The following is a 22,086-nucleotide window of genomic DNA, read 5'->3' on the forward strand; positions in this document are numbered from 1 at the left end:
GTTTATGTTAAGTGTTCAAGATGATCCCTGAGTTTTCTTGATCGGATGTCCTGTTATTTTCGTGGAAGGAACCATTTTCAACGTGTGACGGATTGAAAATGATTCCATAGACCACTATTTTAAATAAGGACTGGTGAAACCGAGTTTTTTTAGTCCTTGTTGAATTTCTGGGGCCTGCATAAATAGGTCCCAGATTTTTCCGGTTCTGTAGTTTTCGATCATGACAATAATAGGCCCCTGATCGATGGCTAAGTAACGTTGTGGATACCAATTTGCCGTTTCACTGTAGGCATCATAGTAGCCATATTTACCCCAGATTTTATTGCCTAGTTGATTGTTTAAATATTGTGCAAATTGTATGCTTTCATATGGGGTGTAGGGCATAGACGATAAAGCCGCTGTAGGTGAGATAACACCTGGATCGTTATCGGGGTGGTGTGCATCGTAGCCGTTGATGGAATAGCTGGCCGTCCAGCCCCAGCCTTTCGTTGAACCGTAACCTGTATAGCCTTTCGGGTTCAGATCGGCGTATGCCAAATTTATCTTGGCGTGGTTGCTTGTTGCTTCCCAATAATCTGCATATTGGTCTTTTAATCCTTTGGGGCTCAATCCTAAATAGGAGTAATGTTCCCAGAATAACGGGCCCACTTCACCTTCTTTGGCATTGTGCTTCAGCACGAGAGGAATGTCATATTTTGTAGCGGTGGTTTTAATTGCACCAGATCTTGCCCAACCCTCGTGATATACCTGGGGTGCAATCGGATAAGTAGGCGAGGAGGCTGCTAAAATATAGGTAATAAGACACTCGTCGTATCCTCTGACGGGATGATTTTGCTGGAAGTTAAATTTTGGACTCCAATGCCAATAAAGGACATTTTGTCCATTTGTATAGTGATTCCAATTGATTTCTTTCCATAGTTTGTCTGCTTTTTGAGCGACCAATTGAGCGGATTCATCTTTATTTTTTAAATACTCCCGGATAGCGATTAATCCCTGAGCTAAGAAAGCCGTTTCGACAATGTCGCCACCATTATCTTTTTCACTGAAGGGTTTCGCTGTGCCCAGATCGCCATCATACCAGTGTGCCCAGGCTCCCTTAAACCGCTCGATTTTGCCTAGATAATCCATAATGTGGTTCAATTTTTGGATACCCTGTTCTTTGCTGATAAATCCACGCTCCATGGCGACAATCATACCCATGAGTCCGAAGCCGCTGCCACCTATGGTCACAACATTACGGTCATTTTGCGGGTAGACACCATCCATATGGATGCGTTCCTTGGCGAGACCAGAGGTAGGTTCGGCACCTTCCCAAAAATATTGAAAGGTATGTTGTTGAATAGTGGTCAGTAACGAATCTTCATTGATCTTGCTTCCACTGATCGAATCAATTTTTGAGGGACTGTCTGGACTGCTATTAACAGTGTTTTGGCACGAACTGCTGAGAATAAGCGCCAAAGCTATACCGCTAAGTGCTGAATATGCTATTCGTTTTCTCATGGATATGTTGTTTAATTCTTGAAAAAATGTTCAAACGGCGCAAGGCCGCTTGAACGGAGTTATTTTGTAAAAAGGATTACCAACCGGTATTTTGAGGCATTTCCGGTGTCTGGATACGTTGATTCTCTGGAATCGGGAAGAGCATCATTTTATCCTGGAAATTTTTTCCATTGGCTGCCATAGCTGTTTTTGCCTGTTTTGTACGCACCAAATCAAACCAACGGTCGTGTTCAAATGCCAATTCAAGACGTCTTTCTTTCCATATCAATTGACGGAGCTGCGCTTGGTCGGTTGTTGTTACGTTGGCTAATTTTACGCGTGTCCGTACCGCATTCAATGCATTTAGTGCTTCGCTGCTATTGCCAACTTCATTTGCTGCTTCGGCTAGGATAAGATAAATTTCACCCAGACGGAGGTAACGTACGTTTTTATCACCGTCAGCGGCACCTCCATTTGCTGAGGAATATGCTTTTTCATTATACATTGGGTTTTCTACACCATTGTCAATCAGACGGCCATCGTACAGGGTTTCGCCCCTGAAAATAATTGTTGCATCGCGACGGATATTGTCTTTTTCGGCATTGAAGGCATCCAATAAGTTTTGGCTTGGGATATTAAAACCCCAACCTAAGTTGACCGCTCCACCACGGGGTGCCTGTACTTGACTATATTGTTGGATACCGTGTGCGATAGAGGTACCCCTTGCTTGAAATTCAAATAATGATTCGGGACCATTTTCCCCAGCTAAGCGCCAAATTGTTGCGTAATCCGGTTCGAGACTGTATCCTCCGGATGTGATGACAGTTTTAGCCATGTCGGCAGCTTGTTGCCATTTGCTTTGATACAAATAGACTTTCGACAATAACCCTTGTGCGGCACCTTTGGTCGCTCTACCTAAATCTTTTGCAGCATAGGCAGATTTGAGTGGAAGATTGTTGATCGCAAATTGTAAATCCGCTTCAATATAGGCGTAAACTTCAGCTGCGGGCTCTCTTTTTATTAAATCACGTTCTTGGATAGGAACGTCGCCCCATCCGCGGACAAGATAGAAATAGTTCAATGCACGCAGAAAACGAGCTTCGGCAATCAATCTGTTTTTATAAGCTTCGTCTGTCAGTCCAAATTTTTCTGTGTATGCAATAGCTTGTGTAGCCCGTCCTATGGATTTATACCAACGTGTCCACATGGAAAGAAAGGAACCCGTTGTTGAAGTGTAAGTCAACTCGTCTAAACTTAGTTTGTCACCGCCGGCATCTGTAGCTGAACTACCTTTATCCGCATTATCGGAAAGCATGTCCGTGATACCAATGTAAGAGAAAGAATAATCCCAGTCAGTAAACATTCCATATACACCATTGACAAATTGCTCGGGTGTGTAGATTTCTTCACTATCTTCGGCTTCAACATATTCTTTAGAAGGTACATCTAAGAAGTTGTTGTCTTTACAGCCTTGCAATGCAATGCCCCCACTTAGAAGAATTGCTATATAAAGTTTGTTAATTTTCATTGTCTTCAAAACTAAGGTGATTAAAATTGCATGTTAAGTCCAAATAAGAAATTACGTGTCGTTGGATAAGCTGAAAGCTCAATACCAGAAGTTAAATTTGGACTACCGTCGCCTGCAAGTTCAGGAGAGAAACCACTATAATTCGTAAACATAAATGGATTCTGAGCAGTAACATATAATCTTAGTTTAGATCTCGAGCTATATAAGTTGTTGAAAGTATATCCTACGGTGATATTATTGATACGGAAATAAGCGCCCGATTCAAGGAAATAACTCGAAGCCCAATATGCTCTTTCTGCGCCAGGATGCTCATTGGTTGAACCTGCGCCAGTCCAGCGATTTTCAAAAGTTGATAACGCGATGTTCTCACCTGCATTTGAACGAACGCTATTTAAACCATTGTAAACCTTATTGCCTGCGACACCATATCCGGAAACATTAAAATCAATAGCTTTATAATTAACACCAACATTGATACCATATGTTGAAGTCGGTAAAAATGATCCAAAGAAAACCTTGTCGCGGGAATCGATGACACCATCTTCATTTTGATCCTTGTACTTCAGATAGCCAGGTTTTGCAGCGCCAAACGATGGGTAATTTTTTACATCTGCCGCATCTTGAAAGACACCATTTGCCTCAAACATCCACCAGCCATAGATCGGTTGTCCAACGCGAAGCTGTTTGGTAATCTCCCCATTATTTAAACTTCCTCCTGTAGCACGGTCATAAGCCGGAACCACTTCCGTTACTTTATTTTTATTGTATGAATAATTAACACCGAATGTATAACTGAACTCCGGACTTATGCTTTTGTTCCAATTTAAGGCCACTTCCACACCTTGGTTTAATACTTTAGCACCATGAGCATAGAAGTTTTTCTCGGATGGAGAGGTGTAAGTCGGTGTGACATCAAGAATAGTATTGGTATTCAGCTTATGATAGTAGTCAATGGATCCTGAAAGCTGATTGTTTAGAAACGCAAAGTCTACGCCAGCGCCTGTTTCTCTGGTTACTTCCCAGGTTAGATTTACGGCTGGAGTACCATATGCACTTCCGTAAACCATATTCTGTTCAGGACCAAAAACATAGTTATAATTTGAACTTTCTGGACTTGTTAAAATTGTGGAAACATTTAATGGGATATCTTGGTTACCTAATTTACCCCAGTTTCCGCGCACTTTCAATAAATTAATCCAGCTGGCATCTTTCATAAAGCTTTCGTTGGTTACCGTCCAACCTAATCCCACCGATGGGAATGTGCCCCAGTATTTTCCTGTATTACGGAAAACACTTGATCCATCTCTACGCAATGTTGCCGTTAAATAATATTTGCTATCGTAATTGTACTGCAAACGTCCAAAATAGGAAGCTAAGGCCCTCGGAGTATAAGAGGTTTGTAGCGCAACAATACCATAATTGGTTGTTCCTTTTGCAAGATTAATATTCCAGTATTGCTCTTGTTCAGGTACATTATAACCCGTTTGGCTACTCATGCTGTTTATGTCGTATTTCTCACGCGACATCCCCACAACCGCCTCAATATGATGCTTGTCGAAATTCTTGTTAAATGTTAAGAAATTCTCGATAGACCAGCGGAATTGTTCCAGATTTTCATATTTCAAGCTGTTGTCTACATAATCAAGCGCTTTTGGATTGTTTTCCTTTAATTTGATGAAATCAGATTCATTCAATAAAGTATTAGCATTTAACCATTGATCTTTTACATTATTAAAAATCCGTTGTTTCGAATAAAATTTATTCCCGCCAATACGCGAATTGATTTTCAGATAATCTGTAATCTTAAATTCTCCCTCAAAACTTCCTTGTAAGCGTAGCGTATTTGTTCTTTCATTTTGGCGTAAAACCTCATACACTGGATTTCCAATAGAATTTAGATTTCCGATGGCTTGGCCTGGTGCTGCCTCAATGCCAGCGACACCTGTTGTTGTATTTACACGACCTAAACCGTAACGGCCATTATCAAACATAACGGGCGCAAGTGGCGACTGACGGTAAGCCGTGGTGAAAGCACTATAAGGCTTAGGTGTTGCATTTGTTAATGTAAGATTTAAATTTTGGCTGAACCTTAGGCGATTGTTTAAAAATTTATATACGTTGTTATTGCGTATGGTATTTCTTACAAATTTGGAGCCATCAAGAATACCATTTTCGGTATAATTGTTTGCTGATACGAAGTAATCAACTTTCTCAGTTCCACCAGAAATATTAACAGCATTATTAAATACAGAACCTGTACGTAATAATTCGTCATACCAATCTGTATTATATTTTTGATTCTCTGCTAAGCGGTAAGATCCATTGGTCGAGGTGAGGTATTCATTTGCAAATATTCTAAACTGATCAGCGTTGGCCATTTTCACGCGGTTCAGTACGTTTTTTATACCCGCAAAGCTTTCATAATTGATGTTTGTTGTTCCGGTTTTACCTTTCTTCGTCGTCACGATAATGACGCCATTAGCCGCCCGAAGACCGTAAATAGATGCGGAGGATGCATCTTTTAAAACATCCATAGATTCAATATCGGATGGGTTGATATTATTAATATCTGTTTGTGCAATTCCGTCGACAATATAGAGTGGATTCCGTCCGGATAATGCAGTTCCTAAGCCCCTGATAATGACATTGGGAGAGGAACCCGGTGCTTCATTTGCAATAATATTGATACCTGCAGCTTTACCTTGGATGGATTGCATCGCCGACATGGCAGGTTGCTTCGTGATATCGGATGATTTCAAGGAGCTGATCGATCCTGTCAGATCTGCTTTCTTTTGTGTACCATAACCGATAACCACAACCTCTTCCAATGCTTGATTTTGATTTTCTAAGAATACATTGAGTTGCGTTTGATTACCAATGTATACCGTTTGTGTGCGATAACCCAGAAAGTTAAAGACCAGTGAGTCGGTAGGAGAGGCATTGATTTGAAATTTCCCCGTTGCGTCGGTTTTTGTAGATACTGCTTTCCCTTTGATACTAATGGTGACGCCAGGCATGGATATCATGCTTGTGCCATCTTTGACCACTCCTTGTACCGAAGTTTGTCCATAGGCAACCGATACGACCATGGATGTCAAAAATAATGCGGATAGATTCCTCATATCGTTAATTTTTGGTGTTTGTTTAAAATACGTTGGTTATTTCCCTGAAGCAAATATGTTGATGTAGTACAACTTTGCCAAAATTTAACATATTCACATCACTACTACATGAAATTTTGGCTTGCTCAGGTTACCTTTTATTGTATTTTATATTTTTGATAATCAGTATTTTGTGTTGTTATTTTTACTGAAATAACACGAGCTTTAGTGTGTTTTATACACTAAAGCTCGTGTGTGGTAATGATGTAGTGGCTGTGATGAAAATTTAACGTTCCATCAGGAATTCAGAAAGGTTTTTGTCTGTTGGAATGCCCAACTTTTTGCGTAATCGATAGCGTCTAATCTCGACACCGCGTGTACTAATGTTGAGTAACGAGGCAATTTCCTTACTCGACATATTGAGCCTTAAATAGGCACATAGTTTCAGATCGTTGGGGACGAGATCAGGAAACTCTTGTTTCAATTTCTTGAAAAAATTCTCATGTGATTCGTTAAAGCTTCTTTCAAAAATATGCCAGTCACGATCGTCGTTATGGGCATCATCGATAAGCTTGTTTATCTTTTTCAATTCATCCGAACTCAGCTTGTTGCCATCAGCATCTTTAAGCTGTTTGAGCTCGGCGTGTAAATTGTTCAACATCTCATTTTTGTAAACGATATTGAGTGCCGCATTGGCAAGTTCTTTATTTTTTAATTGAAGCTGATCTTCTAATTGCTGGTTTTTAAGTTTAATCCAGTCCTTTTCTTTTTGCTCTGTTTCGCGTTCCAAGGCAATCTTTTTCTCTTCTAGCCATTTTCGCCGTATTTGAAACTGACGCTTGCGCTCCCGTTGAAGATTAAACCTGTAAGCTAAATAGATGAGCGTTATCAGGACGAGTGTATAAAATAACTTCGCCCACCAAGAAAGAAACCATGGATACCGAATGGTAAACGAAAATGTCTGGACTTCCGAAACTGACCCCATGTTGTCCTTCGCCCTGATTTTAATTTGAAACTCTCCATAAGGTAGATTTGTGAAATCTTGATAGGCAGTTTCACTCCATTCGGACCAATTGTCTGAGTAACCTTCGAGATAATATTGGTATTGAAGTGGCGAAGTCGAATAATATGAACTTGAAAAGCTAATTCTAAGATTATTGTCCGATGATGATAGTTTAAACGCTGAATCTGGGATAATAGCCTGGCCTGTTGTCAAGTTGACAAGTTGTGCTATTTGCGGAAGTGGCAACGTATATTTTTGTGATTTATCGGCATGACGATAGATCGCAAATCCATCATCTAAACCAATGAGATAGTATTGGTTTTCAATCGGGAGAATGTTTTCATAGTTATTCATCATTCGATCCTGTAAGGGACTGAGCAGATTGGAGTCAATATGCAATTCGCCCTTACTGTCAAAATCTACTTTAGCAATTTTAGTCTTCTGAATAAACCAGTAGCTGTTTGTATTGATCGGTATGACCTTATTTGAATTTTTATAGCTGCCTAACGCTGTGTTTAATTCATCGGCATAGCTGAATTTTTTCACAATATTGTCAAATTGGAGAAATCCGCTGTCTGTAGCAAATACAAGATTATTTTCTAAGGTATAAATCCCCGTAAATTGCCTCTTTGAAGCGATACTATCCTGTTTGGAGGAAAATAAAATCTTTGCCTGCTGGAAATTCGCATCAAGTCCGAGTAGTTGTATCTGTCCCCAATCGCCAATCCAAAAGGCATGGTTATCTTTTTGCGCCAAGAATCGAACCGGTTCTTTAACGCCTGTGAACTGCTGAACGAACGCTAGGTGTATACCATCGAACGTGAATTTCGATAAGCCTGTATAGTTCCCCTGAAGAATATTTTTTGTTCCAAAAATAGGTTTGAAAACCCATCCTCCGGTAATCTGCGAGATCTTTTCAAGCTTCCCGTTAACTAATTTGAAGGTTCCGTCATTATGCCCACAGATTAATTCATCACCAAATTGTGCTAATGTCCAAACCTGACCATTCGAATTTGGAATCTGAGAGAAATTTAATGAATTGTAATTGGTCAATCCCTTCCATTCACTTGAAAATAAGCCTTTATTAGTACCAAGATAGATTTTTCCCTGATAGATTATCGATGTATAAACGGTACCTATTTTTCCGACAAAATCAGTGTAGAATGATAATGGGGAATTGATTTCAATACGGTCAATACCATTATCCAGTCCCACCCAGATATTCTTCTGATTGTCCTTGACAATACTGAGTACAGTATTGTTTTGGAGACCATTGTTTTTATTGATATGTTGAATGACCTGCCCATTTTTATTGATGATAATAACACCGTTTTGGATGGTGCCAAAAGCATATTGTCCATCGTAGAGGTATAAGCCATTGTTTATTTGTGACTGGCTTAAGAGCTGATTTGCCGGAGCAGCCCAGGGTAGGATTGTTCCATCGGCTTTCATCAGGTAGAGGCCGTTTCGCGAGGTGGCAATAAGTGATGTCGTTGCGTCGAAAGGTAAGATGGCAAGTACATTTTTGTCTTTCAAGACATCTTTTCCTTTTACAGGAATTAATTTATCCTGTTTAAATTCATGCAGGCCACTTGGCAGCTGTTCAAAAAATAATTTATTGTTGAGCTGATGTGGAAATAAAAAAGGCTCACCTTTAGCCGTTAATTGCCGTATACGATTGTTTTCCCAGATATAGGATTTCGAAAATGTATGAAAAAATACCCGTTGGTCTTCTACAATGATTTTCCAGATTTCTTCGTTTGGAAAGTAGGTTTTGTCCTGTACCAGCTTAGAGAGACTTTGATAAGTCAAGTTTCCAAAGGGTTTGGAAGTCCAATAGCCAAATTCACCTCTTCCACCGGTGTAAATCTTGCCATCTTTACCGATTGCGACACTTCTTACCGTGGAATGATTAGGAAGCGGAAAGATGCGCCAATATTGTCCGTCGAACTGCAATAGGCCTTCGGTATTGGCACTATAAATACGACCATCTTTGTCGACTGCCAAAGACCAGTTTTGATTTCCAGCCTTGTATTGGTCTTTTTTGTATTGTTTGACAAAAGGCGTACCTGTGGGTATGATTGTTTGACAGTAACCCTCGGGCAGTAAAAAAAATAACATGCTGCAAAACCAAAAGATATAGACGTTCCTATATTTTTTTGTTGTCATCGACTCCCTCACTTTAAATTGATTTGTGGGCAATATATCGATTTTATTGCAAAATTGATAATCTCTAGCATTGTAGGATGCTCTGGCAGATCGTTAGCTTATTTTGAAGATCAACCGATCGATTGTTGGAAGAAAAATTAGCAGCTGCCAAGGGGTTTATTTTTCTTTTTTTTTAAAAACCATTTAATTGTGTTGAAAATCAGGAATGAAGCCATTTATTCCACTAATTTGAACAAAAAATACTCCTTTTGCTGTGAACGATTTTTGATATTTGAGTTCATTTACTTCGTTAAATAACCAAATAAACCAAAACAACTATGATAACACCGATGACCAAAACGGTAGGTAAGGGGTTGCTTTTATTTTCGTTGATGAGCATGTCAGCACCGGCGGTGCTTGCCCAGTCGCAAATAAAGATATCCGGAAAAGTAAGCTCCTCAACAGGCGAGCCTCTTGCGGGGGTTACCGTACAAATAAAGGGGGTGAAAAACGGCACTGTAACCGATGGGGCCGGCAATTATCAGATTCTTGCGCGAGACATTGATGTCCTGGTATTTTCGCTGGTAGGCAAAGAGAAAACCGAAGTCCAGGTCGATAAGAAAGATCACATTAATCTTGTACTGCAGGAGTCCAGTAGCCTGATTGACGAAGTGGTTGTAGTAGGCTATGGTACCCAGAAAAAAAGTAATCTAACGGGTGCTGTTGCTGCTGTCGATGGAAAGGTGCTTAACAAACGTATCGCTACAAATCCAACGCAGTTACTGCAAGGTCGCATGCCCGGACTTCGTGTTACCCAAGGATCGGGAGAAGCGGGGAATGAAAATGTGAATCTCCAGGTAAGGGGATTGGGTTCCTACGGTGCCTCTTCTGCTCCACTGGTTATCGTAGATGGTATCCCTGGTAGTTTGGAAAATTTGAATCCCCAAGCAATCGAGAATATCACCGTATTGAAAGATGCCGCTTCAGCTGCTATCTATGGGGCAAGAGCAGCAAATGGAGTCATTCTTGTGACGACAAAACAGGGTAAAGCTGGAAAAACACAACTGAGCTACGATTATAATGTCGGAATTACCAAGGCCTCAGCTCTTCCAGACCTCGTATATAATTCCGTTGATTATATGACCTTGTATAATCAGGCAAATAAAAACTCGGGTGTCACAAATCCAAATGCTTCCTTTAGCCAGGAGATGATTGATGCCTACAAAAATGCAACAGATAAAAGATTATATCCCGATTTTAACTGGTTAGATGCTGTCTTTAGAACTGTCCCGGTGCAAACGCACAATTTAAGCTTAAGCGGTGGTGCCGGAGGAACAAATTACAACGTTATATTGGGTTACGTCAATCAGCCTGATATTATGATCGGGACTTCTTTTAAAAAGTATAATCTACAGCTTAATCTAGGCTCTAAAATAAATGATCGGATAAGTTTTGGTTCAAGTATTACCTTGAATTATGGGGATCGGAAATATCCTAGAAATGGTAGTGAAGATCAGTTTTTGTCTACCATTAGTCAATCACCACTTTATGGACCTGTATTACCAGATGGTAGTGGTCGTTATTCGTCTAGGGCATATCCTTTTCAATCCCCAAATAAAAACCCTGTTGCAGTTGCTGAAAATGCATTTACAAGACTGAACAATTATTTTATGCAAGGCAATATTTTTTTAAATGTGAAAATATTGGATGGACTGGATTGGAAGACGAGCGGTGGGTTGACGTATGGTTTTACAAAAAACTATACCAACAAACCTGTGATTAATCAATACATGTGGTTCGCCAAACCAGATGACCTACCTGCCAGACAACTTGATGTAGGTGGTCAGGGGCTAGAAGTAACAGACGACAACAATGTATATCCAGTAGGGTATACGCAATTGACTTACGATAAGTCTTTTGGAAATCATAACTTGAAAGTACTGGCAGGAACCCAGGCAGAATATAATAAAACACAAAAATTGTTCGGAAGTAGGTTGCAATTTCCCAACAATGACCTGCTTGAGCTCGATGGTGGCGGAGCTGGACAACAATCAAATAACGGTGTCACCAATGAGTGGTCATTGAGGTCTTATTATGGTCGGTTAAACTATGACTACAAAGGCAAGTATCTACTCGAAGGGAATGCGCGTTATGACGCCTCTTCACGTTTTCCTGAAAATAGAAAATGGGCGTTTTTCCCTTCATTATCTGGAGGCTGGAAAGTCTCGGATGAAAACTTTTTTGGTCCAAAATTGAAAGAAGTTGTTAATGAACTAAAGTTAAGAGCCTCCATTGGAACATTGGGTAATCAAAATATTGGTAACTATCCGTATCAGATTGTTTACAATTCCTCTTTTGCTTATCCTTTTGATGAAACGCTCCAACAGGGAGCTCGTCAGGTCGCAATGGCCAATGACCGGATCAAATGGGAAAGTACCAAAGTCTTGGATTTCGGTGTAGATATCGGTTTATGGAATAACAAATTGACCGCTTCTTTTGATTGGTATAACAAAGTAACATCCGATATTTTATCCGCATCCACGGCTTTCCCTTCTTATATTGGGCTGACTGCACCGACCGTAAACTATGGTGAATTGCGTAACAGAGGTATAGAGCTCGGTCTTCAGTACCGTGATAAAATTGGAGCGGTATCGCTGACCCTCAATGGAAATATTCAGGCCAATCGCAACAAGGTGATGAAATATGGAGCCGAACGTATCTCGGGCAATACCATTATCCGGGAAGGTTTACCTTATGGTAGTTTTTACCTTTTGGAGAACACGGGCATATTCCGTTCGAAGGAGGAGGTGGCAGCTTCTCCAGTGCAACAGATTCCGGCGCAACCAGGTTATCTGAAATTTGCTGACGTTAATGGAGATAAAGTTGTGGACAATAATGATCGAATTGTCGTGCCCGGAGCGTATCCAGATTTCGATTATTCCTTTAATGCGACGGCTGTTTGGAAGAATTTTGATTTTACAGCCTTTTTCTTTGGTTCCCAGGGACAAAAAATATTTGTGAGTGAGTGGGGAATCGTGCCCTTTAGGCAAGGCGGAACGTTCACTCGCGACTGGATGAACGCTTGGACTCCAGAGAATCCGAATGCATCGCTTCCAATAGTGGGTGCTGAAAATACGCCTGCGGCAAATAACGTACGGACTGCATCGACTTTCTTTTTAAAAGATGGATCCTTCTTGCGTCTAAAAAATATTCAGGTAGGTTATGCTATTCCACAAAGCACCTTATCCAAAGCTGGTATTTCTGGCCTTCGCATTTATTTTGCGGCGGATAACCTGCTCACATTCTCCAAGTTCCCCGGTTTAGATCCCGAACGTGGCGTTTCGTCAAGCGGTGGTGCAACATCAGGGCGTTATGTGACTCATCCTCAGAATAAAGTATTCGCATTTGGAGCGAGCATCACATTCTAATCTAGGGGTAACTAAAAAAATTAAAGATGAAAAATAGCGTAAAAAAAACATATCTATACCTAAGCTTAGCAGCGCTAGCTTCACTGGGTAGCTGTACAAAAGATTTTTTAAATAAAAATCCAACAGATAAAATTTCGGAATCAACCTTCTGGAAAACGCAGACTGATGCTGATTTGGCACTATCGGGCTGTTATGAATTTCTGTGCCGAGGATACAATTCGACGTCTTCATCCAATGCACGTGGTGGTTGGGGTGGAGCAAGTATGTTTTGGGATGGGCTTTCAGACGATGCCTTTGTATCCAGTACCTCCAATAATTTCAATATTATTTCGCGGTCCGGAATCTCCTCGACAACTGGCGGCATGCAATCTGAGGGGTATGAGATTTCGTATCAGGCCATTGCAGCATGCAATAAATTGATTGCCAATATTGACCGTATTACAAGCATGAGCCAGCAAGACCGTGACCGCTATAAAGCAGAGGCTCGTTTTATCCGCGCCCATTACTACTTTTTGTTGACTAATCTGTACGGTGATGTGCCATTGACTTTAGAACCCCTAGGTATGGACGATGCGAGTATCCGGCTCGGTAGAACACCTAAAACCAACATTATCGAAGCGATTTTGGCAGATTTAGATTATGCGAGTGAAAAACTGCCAAATACAGGGTATAAAGGACATGCTGTGCGGGGATCTGCACTTGGGTACAAAACAAAGGTGTTGTTGACGGTGAAAAAATGGGCTGAGGCAGCTGCAACGGCGAAGATTGTTATGGATGAAAACAAGTTTTCGATCTATCAGGGTGGATACCGCGATCTGTTCCGAAAGCCGGGACAAAATAATAATCCCGAAATCATGTTCTCCGCTCGATTTTTACCACCCAATATGTATAGCCCGGCAGATATGATGTATTCTTATCTGAAGACCATACAACCGCTGGGTTATCTGGTGGATTCTTATTATGCCATCGATGGAAAAGACATTAAAGAATCGACAGTTTACGATGCTAAAAACCCTTACGAAAATAGAGATCCACGGTTGAAGTCGACAATCATGTACCGCGGTGTATGGCGCGGAACTACAGCATCTTCTGCGTTTGATCCCGTTGCCGAAGGCGTTTTGGGTGGTTTTTTACCGCGAAAGTATATCAACGAATCGAAATGGCCAACAAGCTACGCGACACAAAGCGATCAGGATTGGGTATTCTTACGCTATGCCGATATTTTATTGATGTATGCAGAAGCGAAGAATGAAAGTGCAGGGCCCGATCAGACAGCTGTCGATGCATTGAATAAAGTACGATCTAGGGCTGATGTGAAAATGCCGCTCGTACAGTTTAGCGGTTCCTTGACAAAAAATGAATTCCGCGATATTATCCGTCATGAACGGCGGATTGAACTGGCTTTGGAAGGTCAACGTTATTTTGACTTGAAACGCTGGGGGATAATCAAAGAGGTGATGGATAAAACCAAGGATCCAGATGGCGCTTCACGGTTATTTATGGCAAGAGATACCTTATGGCCAGTCCCTCAATCTGAGGTAGATATGGCCAAAAGTTTAGGTAATGACAATTTTAAACAAACACCAGGTTTCTAAATGAAGAACTGTGAAAATTTTAGGTATGAAAGCTATATATAAAATGTTGCTGGCACTTATCCTTATCATGGGAATGAGTACGGGATTATTGTATGCGCAAGTAAATCGCTTACCAGATAGTGTACGCATGAAATGGTGGGAGGAAGCCCGGTTTGGTATGTTTATCCATTGGGGAGTATATGCGCAGTTCGGCGGTGTTTATAAGGGACACGAACAGGCACGTGGTGGAGCAGAATGGATTATGAACCGATCAAAAATTCCAGTTGATGAATATCAGGCTATGGCGAAACAATTTAATCCCATCGCCTATAATCCAGACGAATGGGTACGCATGGCGAAAGATGCGGGGATGAAATATTTGATTATCACAGCCAAACATCACGATGGTTTTGCACTCTTTGAAACAAAAGCGAGCAAATGGAATATGGTGGACGCTACGCCCTATGGCAAAGACGTCTTGAAACCTTTGGCCGAAGCCTGCCGAAAATATGGACTGAAGCTTGGCTTTTATTACTCACAGGCGCAGGATTGGAATAACCCTGGTGGGTCGGCTGCTCGTAAGTTAATGCGAGAAGGCTGGCCTAATCCAGATTCAACCCGTATAGATGACTACACGCTAGCACATCATGGCCATTGGGACCCCAAACAAGAAACAGCGAGTTTTAGTGACTATATCAAAAACGTATCCGTACCTCAGGTCAAAGAATTGTTGAGTAACTATGGCGATATTGCTGTGCTATGGTGGGATACGCCAACCAATATGACCGACGAAGCCGCAAATATGCTTCAGGAGCAATTGGCATTACAACCCAATATTATCACAAATGATCGATTGAAACGGCCTAATTTCCCCGGCGATACCAAAACGCCGGAGCAAAAAATTCCAGATTGGAGTGAACTCGAAGGCAAACATTGGGAAACCTGTATGACCATGAACGGTACTTGGGGCTACCGCACATCGGATCATAAATGGAAGTCTGCCGAAACCTTGATCCGCAATCTCGTTGATATTGCTTCCAAAGGTGGAAACTACCTGTTGAACGTTGGCCCAAAACCCGACGGATCCTTTCCACAGGAGAGTATAGAACGTCTGGCTGTAATTGGCAAATGGATGAAAGCCAATAGTGAAGCGATCTACGCAACCAAGAGCAGTCCTTTACAGCCATTTGAATGGGGGCGGTGTACCCTAAAGGAAGATGGAAAGCGGACTTATTTGTATGTCTCGGTATTTGACTGGCCAAAAAATGGAATAGTTGAACTTCCGATTGAAAATAAAGTTTTAAAAGCTAGTCTTTTAGCCAATAATCAAGTGTTAAAGGTAAAGTCGAATGCCAATGGTATTCAGATTGCCGTGCCTGAGCAGGCCATTGATTCTGTTGCTACGGTGATTAAGATCGAAGTGGCTGGCAAATTTAAGCGCGAAAAAGGGCCCGGAGCAAAGAACATGAAAACTGGAGCTTTGGACGAGTAAGGCCGATAAGATGGAAAGCAGATACTAAAATAGCATAATGAAGAAAAGTAGATTGAATAAAATAATTGCGTTGTTGTTGACTTTTGGAGTTGCTCAGCTCCACGCTCAGGAAGTTAAGCGGATTGATCATGGCTGGGATTTCTTAAAGAGCGATCTGGGTGGAATCTGGGAAGCTGTAAGACCGGTGGGAGCCGGTAATCCCGAATCTGTTCCATTGTGGCAGCAGGTAGATCTACCGCATTGTTATAATGCGCTGGACGCTGTTGATCCAGCTATCAATTATTATCAGGGACCCAGTTGGTATAGAAAATCGCTGGAGATCGACAACCCCTATTTAAATGGTCACACTCTCCTTCATTTTGAAGGAGCCGGACAAAAGACAGCTGTTTATATCCATACCGTTAAAGTTGGGGAGCACGTTGGTGGATACGACGAATGGACTGTGGACATTACGGATGCGGTTGAAAAGTTTAAAAAAACAGCTGCTTTTAAAAAACAGTTTAAGGGTAAAATACCGCTTTCAATTCGTGTGGATAATTCGCGTGATTTAGAAATGATCCCCTCCAATCTGTCTGATTTTAACGTCTATGGCGGTATTTACAGACATCTAAACCTGAAATATGTTCCGCAGACAGCCTTGGAACGTGTATTTGTTGAGGCGTCAGTAGGGGCTGATGGCAGGCAGGGGGTAGCCAACGTCCGTGGACGACTGATGCCATTTTCGGCTCAGACTAATTTTGAAGTCGAAATGCGGCTCTACGACCCCGCTGGAAAAATCGTGCAAACCCAGCAACCACAGGTTAATAAGGGAGCATTAAATCTTGAATTTGGACAATTCATGGTCAAGAAGCCACAGCTTTGGAGCCCTGATCAACCGGCTTTATACCGTTTAGTTACGACAATCAAAAGCAATGGACAAGTATTTAAGGAAGAGAGTGTCTTTGGCTTTAGACATGTAGCGTTTAAAGAAAAAGGTCCTTTTCTGCTGAACGGGAAAAGACTTTTACTTCGCGGTACCCATCGTCATGAAGACCATGCCGGAGTTGCTGCAGCAATGACTGACGATCAGATCTTACAGGAGATGACCCTGATGAAAGAGATGGGTGTAAACTTTATACGCTTGGGACATTATCAGCAGAGTCGTAAAGTGCTTGAGGCCTGCGATAGTCTGGGTATTTTGGTTTGGGAAGAGATTCCATGGTGCAGAGGTGGATTAGGTGGAGAAGTCTATCAGCTTCAGGGAAAACGGATGTTAACCAATATGATTGAACAGCATTATAATCATCCATCGGTCATTATTTGGGGCCTCGGCAACGAAAATGATTGGCCCGGTGATTTTACGGAGTTTGATCAGGCGAAGATAAGAGCTTATATGAGTGAACTCAATGGCTTAGCTCATCAATTGGACCCAAGCCGGAAAACAGCGATACGACGTTGTGATTTCTGTAAAGATATTGTTGATGTTTACTCGCCGTCCATTTGGGCGGGTTGGTATAGAGGCGTTTATACCGACTATAAAGCAGCCTCCGAGGAAGAAATGAAAAAGGTAAAGCATTTCCTTCATGTGGAGTGGGGCGGGGATAGTCATGCAAGACGACATGCAGAGGACCCTGACCGTGCTCTAGCTAAAATCAAAGGTGATGGTACAACAGATGAACGGGCAGGCGATGCGTCGCTCATTGGTGGAGCAGCACGCGTTTCTAAAGATGGCGATTGGAGTGAAAGCTACATCTGTAATCTCATCGATTGGCACTTAAAGGAACAGGAAACCATGCCTTGGCTCACGGGAACAGCCTACTGGCCATTTAAAGATTTTTCAACTCCGGTCCGGCCAGACAATCCTGTGCCTTATGTCAATCAGAAGGGTGTTGTTGAACGGGATTTTACCAAAAAAGAATCGTACTACGTATTCCAGTCGTATTGGACCGAGAAGCCAATGTTGCATATTTATGGCCATAGCTGGCCGGTCCGTTGGGGTGAAAAAGACGAGTCGAAAATGATCAAGGTGTATTCCAATGCCAAGGAGGTTGAGCTTTTTGTCAATGGCAAAAGTCAAGGACTAAAGAAAAGAAATAGCCAAGATTTTCCAGCGGCAGGTTTGCGCTGGATGGTGAAACTGAACGAAGGAAGCAATCAGATTAAAGCTGTCGCGAAAAACGGCCGGGAAATTCTCGTGGATGAAATTGAACAGCAGTATCAGACAAAAAAGTGGGGTAAACCGGCAAAACTTCTTGTGGAAAAGATTGCCACGGAAGGCGATATGATCACTGTGCAAGCTCAAATTGTGGATAATACCAATACCCCCTGTCTCGATGCAAAGAATTGGATCTATTTTGGTTCGACCGGCGATGGTCAGTTGATCGTCGACCAAGGCACTTCTACGGGGTCGAAAAAAGTGCAGGCCTACAATGGTCGTGCTTTGATTAAGCTTCGACTGCCTTCGGGAAGCGCTGTGGTATCAGGCCGGATGGAAGGATCAAAAAGTACCTTGTTAACGATAGAAAAATAACACAAGATGTTAAAAGCAACGAATCATTTGAACTTCTTTTTACTGCTCGGCCTTATGGGGGCGCTTGCGCCATGCCGTGCACAAGGCAATTCGCCGCAGCTCAAGCTTTGGTATAATCAACCGGCCTCGCTCTGGGAGGAGGCACTACCGCTAGGCAATGGCACTACAGGAGCGATGGTCTTTGGTGGGTTAAGTAAAGATAGGTTTCAAATTAACGATAATACCCTATGGTCGGGTGAACCCGATGCGGGCAATAATCCCAATGGCCCGCAAATTCTACCCCAGGTACGCCAAGCCATCTTTGCTGGAAAATATGAAGAGGCAGCAGTTCTTTGGAAGAAAATGCAGGGACCTTATTCTGCCAGGTATTTACCTATGGGCGATTTATGGTTGGATTTTCATCAGGACGAAAAAAAGGTAAAAGATTACAAACGGGAGCTGGATCTGGAGCGAGCGATCAATCGGGTCAGCTATTCCTATCAAGGCGTTCAATACCTAAGAGAAAGTTTTGTCAGCTTTCCGGATAAAGCACTGGTTGTTCGACTGAAGGCCGACAAGAAAAAATCAATTACATTCGACCTTTCCTTAACCAGTAAGCTAAAATACAGTGTTTCAGCGCAAGGGAATAATCAGCTGACCTTGCAGGGTAAAGCACCAAGTTTTGTTGCCAATAGGGATTATGAACCCCAACAGGTGGTGTACGATAGTGTTGGCGGAAAAGGGATGGCTTTTGCGATGCAGGTAAGCGTAAAGAATATCGGAGGTGTGGTAAAAAAAGAGGGGGATAAGCTTAAGATCATAGGCGCCGATGAGGTGATTTTATTTTTGACGGAAGCGACAAGCTTTAACGGTTTTGATAAGTCGCCGAGTCAGGAAGGTAAAGATGCCACGCTGCTCGCAAAAAACCGCATGCATACTGTCTCCAAAAAGAATTTTCAGACCATACTCTCCGATCATCAAAAAGATTATCAAGCACTATTCAATCGAGTAGCCTTTGAGCTGGCTGGTACCTCTGCGCATGATAAATTGCCTACAGATCAACGTATCATACAGTTTTCCAAAGGACCGGCCGATTTGGGGCTGCTGACACTGTATTATCATTTTGGACGGTACTTGTTGATTGCCAGTTCCAGACAAGGAGGGAGACCAGCTAATTTACAGGGGATCTGGAATGATCATGTGCAGCCGCCCTGGGGAAGTAATTACACGACCAATATCAATACAGAAATGAATTATTGGCTCGCGGAAAATACCAATCTTGCAGAATGTCATCAACCCTTGTTTGATTTTATGGATGAGCTGGCTATCAATGGGGCCAAAACAGCATCGATAAATTACAATATCGATAAGGGCTGGGTTGTTCATCATAATTCCGATCTATGGGCCAAAACTTCCCCTCCGGGCGGCTACGATTGGGATCCCAAAGGAATGCCGCGCTGGTCGGCATGGCCTATGGCCGGTGCCTGGTTGAGCACACATCTATGGGAACACTACCGTTTTACGGGCGACAAAACGTTCTTGAAGGAGAAGGCCTACCCCTTGATGAAAGGGGCAGCCCAATTTATGTTGCAATGGCTGATTGCGGATCCCGGAAATAAATATCTCGTCACCAATCCGTCCACTTCACCTGAAAATACAATTAAAATAGCAGGTAAGGAATATCAATTGACCATGGCCTCTACCATGGACATGGCGATCATTCGGGAGCTTTTCACAGCTGTTATTCACTCCTGTACTATACTGAACGTTGATCCTGAATTTAAATCAGCACTAGAACAAGCGAAGGAAAAGCTTTATCCCTATCAGGTGGGGCAATATGGGCAATTGCAGGAATGGTTTAAAGATTGGGATGATCCAAAGGACCAGCATCGGCATATTTCCCACCTATTTGGATTATACCCGGGCAATCAGATCAGCCTTGCAGAAAACAAGGCTTTGGCTGCGGCCTCCAAGCGTTCATTGCTTTTAAGGGGCGATGTGAGTACCGGCTGGTCGATGGCCTGGAAGACAAATTGGTGGGCGAGGCTTCAGGATGGAAATCATGCCTATAAAATCCTCAAGGATGCCTTAAATTTTATTGATCCCAAATTGGACCGTGCGCAGATGAGCGGTGGCGGAGCCTATCCGAATCTATTTGATGCACATCCACCTTTTCAAATAGATGGGAATTTTGGTGCTACGGCGGGAATGACTGAAATGTTGCTGCAGAGTCATGATGGAGCCATCCACTTGTTACCGGCCCTACCTGATGAATGGTCTGCTGGGACGATAAAAGGAATTAAGGCCAGAGGAAACTTTACCGTAGATATTGCCTGGAAAAATAACGTATTGACCGAAGCAATGATCGTGTCCAATATTGGTGGTGTTTGTCGTTTGCGTACACCTTTACCCGTTAAAGTTGTCGGTGTCGAATCAAATCAGGCAGCTGTCACAGACAATGCGCTATTATATAAACCGGAACAACTTCCATATACGGTAGCTGATCCGTCCAAATTGCCATCGTTAGCATCTACAAAAACATTCGAAGTTCAATTTGAGACCATAAAAGGTAAACGGTACCGTATTGTTCCAATGTAATTCAAAAACCAGGAAAAATGAAATCTACATCAATTGTTCGCGTCATGGGCTGTCTCCTTGGGATCGTAATTTTCCCCTTATTCTTGAGGGCAAAAATGAAGGAAGGTATTTTTGAGCAGGAGATCATCCAGACGCTGCGCCCTGTTATCCTAAAGCAGTCCAAATGGGCGATGAAGCAGAAACCAGTGACTGTGACAGCTTATAAGGCAGTTCGGAGTGCCGGGGGTATTCATGATTTTTATTCTGAAGGTGATTATTGGTGGCCCGATCCCAAAGATCCCGCTGCGCCCTATATTCAACGGGATGGCATGACTAATCCGGCCAATTTCGTTGAACATCGTAAAGCGATGATCCGCTTCAGCCGAATTGTGGGGGCACTGGCCTCAGCCTATCGTTTGAATCCGGATAAAAAATACGTACAGCAGGCCCTTCGCCATTTAAAGGCTTGGTTCGTGGATGCAGAGACGATGATGAATCCGAATCTTCTTTATGCTCAGGCTATACAAGGGCGTTTTACAGGGCGAGGAATAGGCATTATTGATACCATTCATCTGATGGAAGTTGCACAGGGCGTAAAGATATTTGAAGACGACCCCAATTTTCCACAGGCTACTAAGGATGCCATACATCGCTGGTTTGCAATCTATCTACGCTGGCTTACAACGCATCAATATGGAATCGATGAAATGAATTCTGCCAATAACCATGGTACCTGTTGGGTGATGCAGGTCGCTGCATTTTCGAGTTTAGTGCAAGACACGGTATTACTCAACAGATGTGCAGATCGCTATGCGCACGTGTTATTGCCGAATCAAATGGAGTCTAATGGCAGTTTTCCGAGAGAATTGCAGCGGACAAAACCTTATGGATACGCGTTGTTTAATCTGGATGCGATGACCATGATCTGCCAGATTTTGTCCAAGACCAACACCTCCCTTTGGCAGTATACATTGTCTGATGGGCGGACAATAAAAACGGGTGTTGATTTTATGGTCCCTTATATTGCAGATAAAGAAAAATGGCCGTATCCGAAAGATGTCATGTATTGGGATCAGTGGCCAATTGCGCATCCGGCACTCGTATTTTCGGCAGAAGCTTTCCAGAATAAAGACTATCTGCAGCTTTGGAAAAAGCTTGATCATGCACCTGAACAAGAAGAGGTTGTTCGAAATTTACCCATTCGCAACCCGATTATATGGCTTTGATTTTCCTGGCTCTTTATAAAATAACTTAACCATTTCACCTTA

The 22,086-nt window shown here is 42.3% G+C and carries 10 protein-coding genes; 6 read left to right on the forward strand and 4 right to left on the reverse strand.

Going from position 1 to position 22,086, the window contains the following annotated elements:
* Positions 1-114: 114 nt before the first annotated feature.
* The 4 genes from AAH582_RS08800 to AAH582_RS08815 form a co-directional block, all read right to left on the reverse strand.
* Positions 115-1,500, reverse strand: a complete 1,386-nt coding sequence (locus tag AAH582_RS08800) for a glucoamylase family protein (protein WP_343321861.1) — start codon at positions 1,498-1,500, stop codon at positions 115-117.
* A gap of 76 nt (positions 1,501-1,576) precedes the next feature.
* Positions 1,577-3,007 (reverse strand): RagB/SusD family nutrient uptake outer membrane protein, encoded by a 1,431-nt coding sequence (locus AAH582_RS08805; protein ID WP_046675750.1) that lies wholly within the window; start codon positions 3,005-3,007, stop codon positions 1,577-1,579.
* A gap of 20 nt (positions 3,008-3,027) precedes the next feature.
* A complete protein-coding gene (locus tag AAH582_RS08810; protein ID WP_046675751.1) occupies positions 3,028-6,129 on the reverse strand; it encodes a SusC/RagA family TonB-linked outer membrane protein in 3,102 nt (1,033 codons plus the stop codon).
* Positions 6,130-6,394: 265 nt separating this feature from the next.
* Complete coding sequence (locus AAH582_RS08815) at positions 6,395-9,232, reverse strand: helix-turn-helix and ligand-binding sensor domain-containing protein (protein ID WP_343321862.1); 2,838 nt, start codon at positions 9,230-9,232, stop codon at positions 6,395-6,397.
* A gap of 365 nt (positions 9,233-9,597) precedes the next feature.
* On the opposite strand from AAH582_RS08815, the gene AAH582_RS08820 reads away from it, so the two are divergent.
* The 6 genes from AAH582_RS08820 to AAH582_RS08845 are packed head-to-tail and all read left to right on the forward strand — an operon-like array spanning position 9,598 to position 22,044.
* Positions 9,598-12,687: a SusC/RagA family TonB-linked outer membrane protein gene (locus AAH582_RS08820; RefSeq protein WP_053003921.1), complete on the forward strand. Its 3,090-nt coding sequence runs from the start codon at positions 9,598-9,600 to the stop codon at positions 12,685-12,687.
* A gap of 26 nt (positions 12,688-12,713) precedes the next feature.
* The gene (locus tag AAH582_RS08825) at positions 12,714-14,282 is read left to right on the forward strand and encodes a RagB/SusD family nutrient uptake outer membrane protein (RefSeq protein ID WP_046675753.1); all 1,569 of its coding nucleotides are present in this window, start codon (positions 12,714-12,716) and stop codon (positions 14,280-14,282) included.
* Positions 14,283-14,307: 25 nt separating this feature from the next.
* Positions 14,308-15,753: an alpha-L-fucosidase gene (locus tag AAH582_RS08830; RefSeq protein ID WP_343321863.1), complete on the forward strand. Its 1,446-nt coding sequence runs from the start codon at positions 14,308-14,310 to the stop codon at positions 15,751-15,753.
* A gap of 37 nt (positions 15,754-15,790) precedes the next feature.
* On the forward strand, positions 15,791-18,262 hold the full coding sequence (locus AAH582_RS08835; RefSeq protein ID WP_343321864.1) for a glycoside hydrolase family 2 TIM barrel-domain containing protein: 2,472 nt from the start codon (positions 15,791-15,793) through the stop codon (positions 18,260-18,262).
* A 6-nt stretch (positions 18,263-18,268) separates the two neighbouring features.
* A complete protein-coding gene (locus AAH582_RS08840) occupies positions 18,269-20,839 on the forward strand; it encodes a glycoside hydrolase family 95 protein (RefSeq protein WP_343321865.1) in 2,571 nt (856 codons plus the stop codon).
* 17 nt (positions 20,840-20,856) lie between these two features.
* Positions 20,857-22,044, forward strand: coding sequence for an alginate lyase family protein (locus AAH582_RS08845; RefSeq protein ID WP_343321866.1), 1,188 nt, complete (start codon positions 20,857-20,859; stop codon positions 22,042-22,044).
* Positions 22,045-22,086 lie beyond the last annotated feature (42 nt).

This window comes from Sphingobacterium multivorum (assembly GCF_039511225.1).
Taxonomy (GTDB): Bacteria; Bacteroidota; Bacteroidia; order Sphingobacteriales; family Sphingobacteriaceae; genus Sphingobacterium.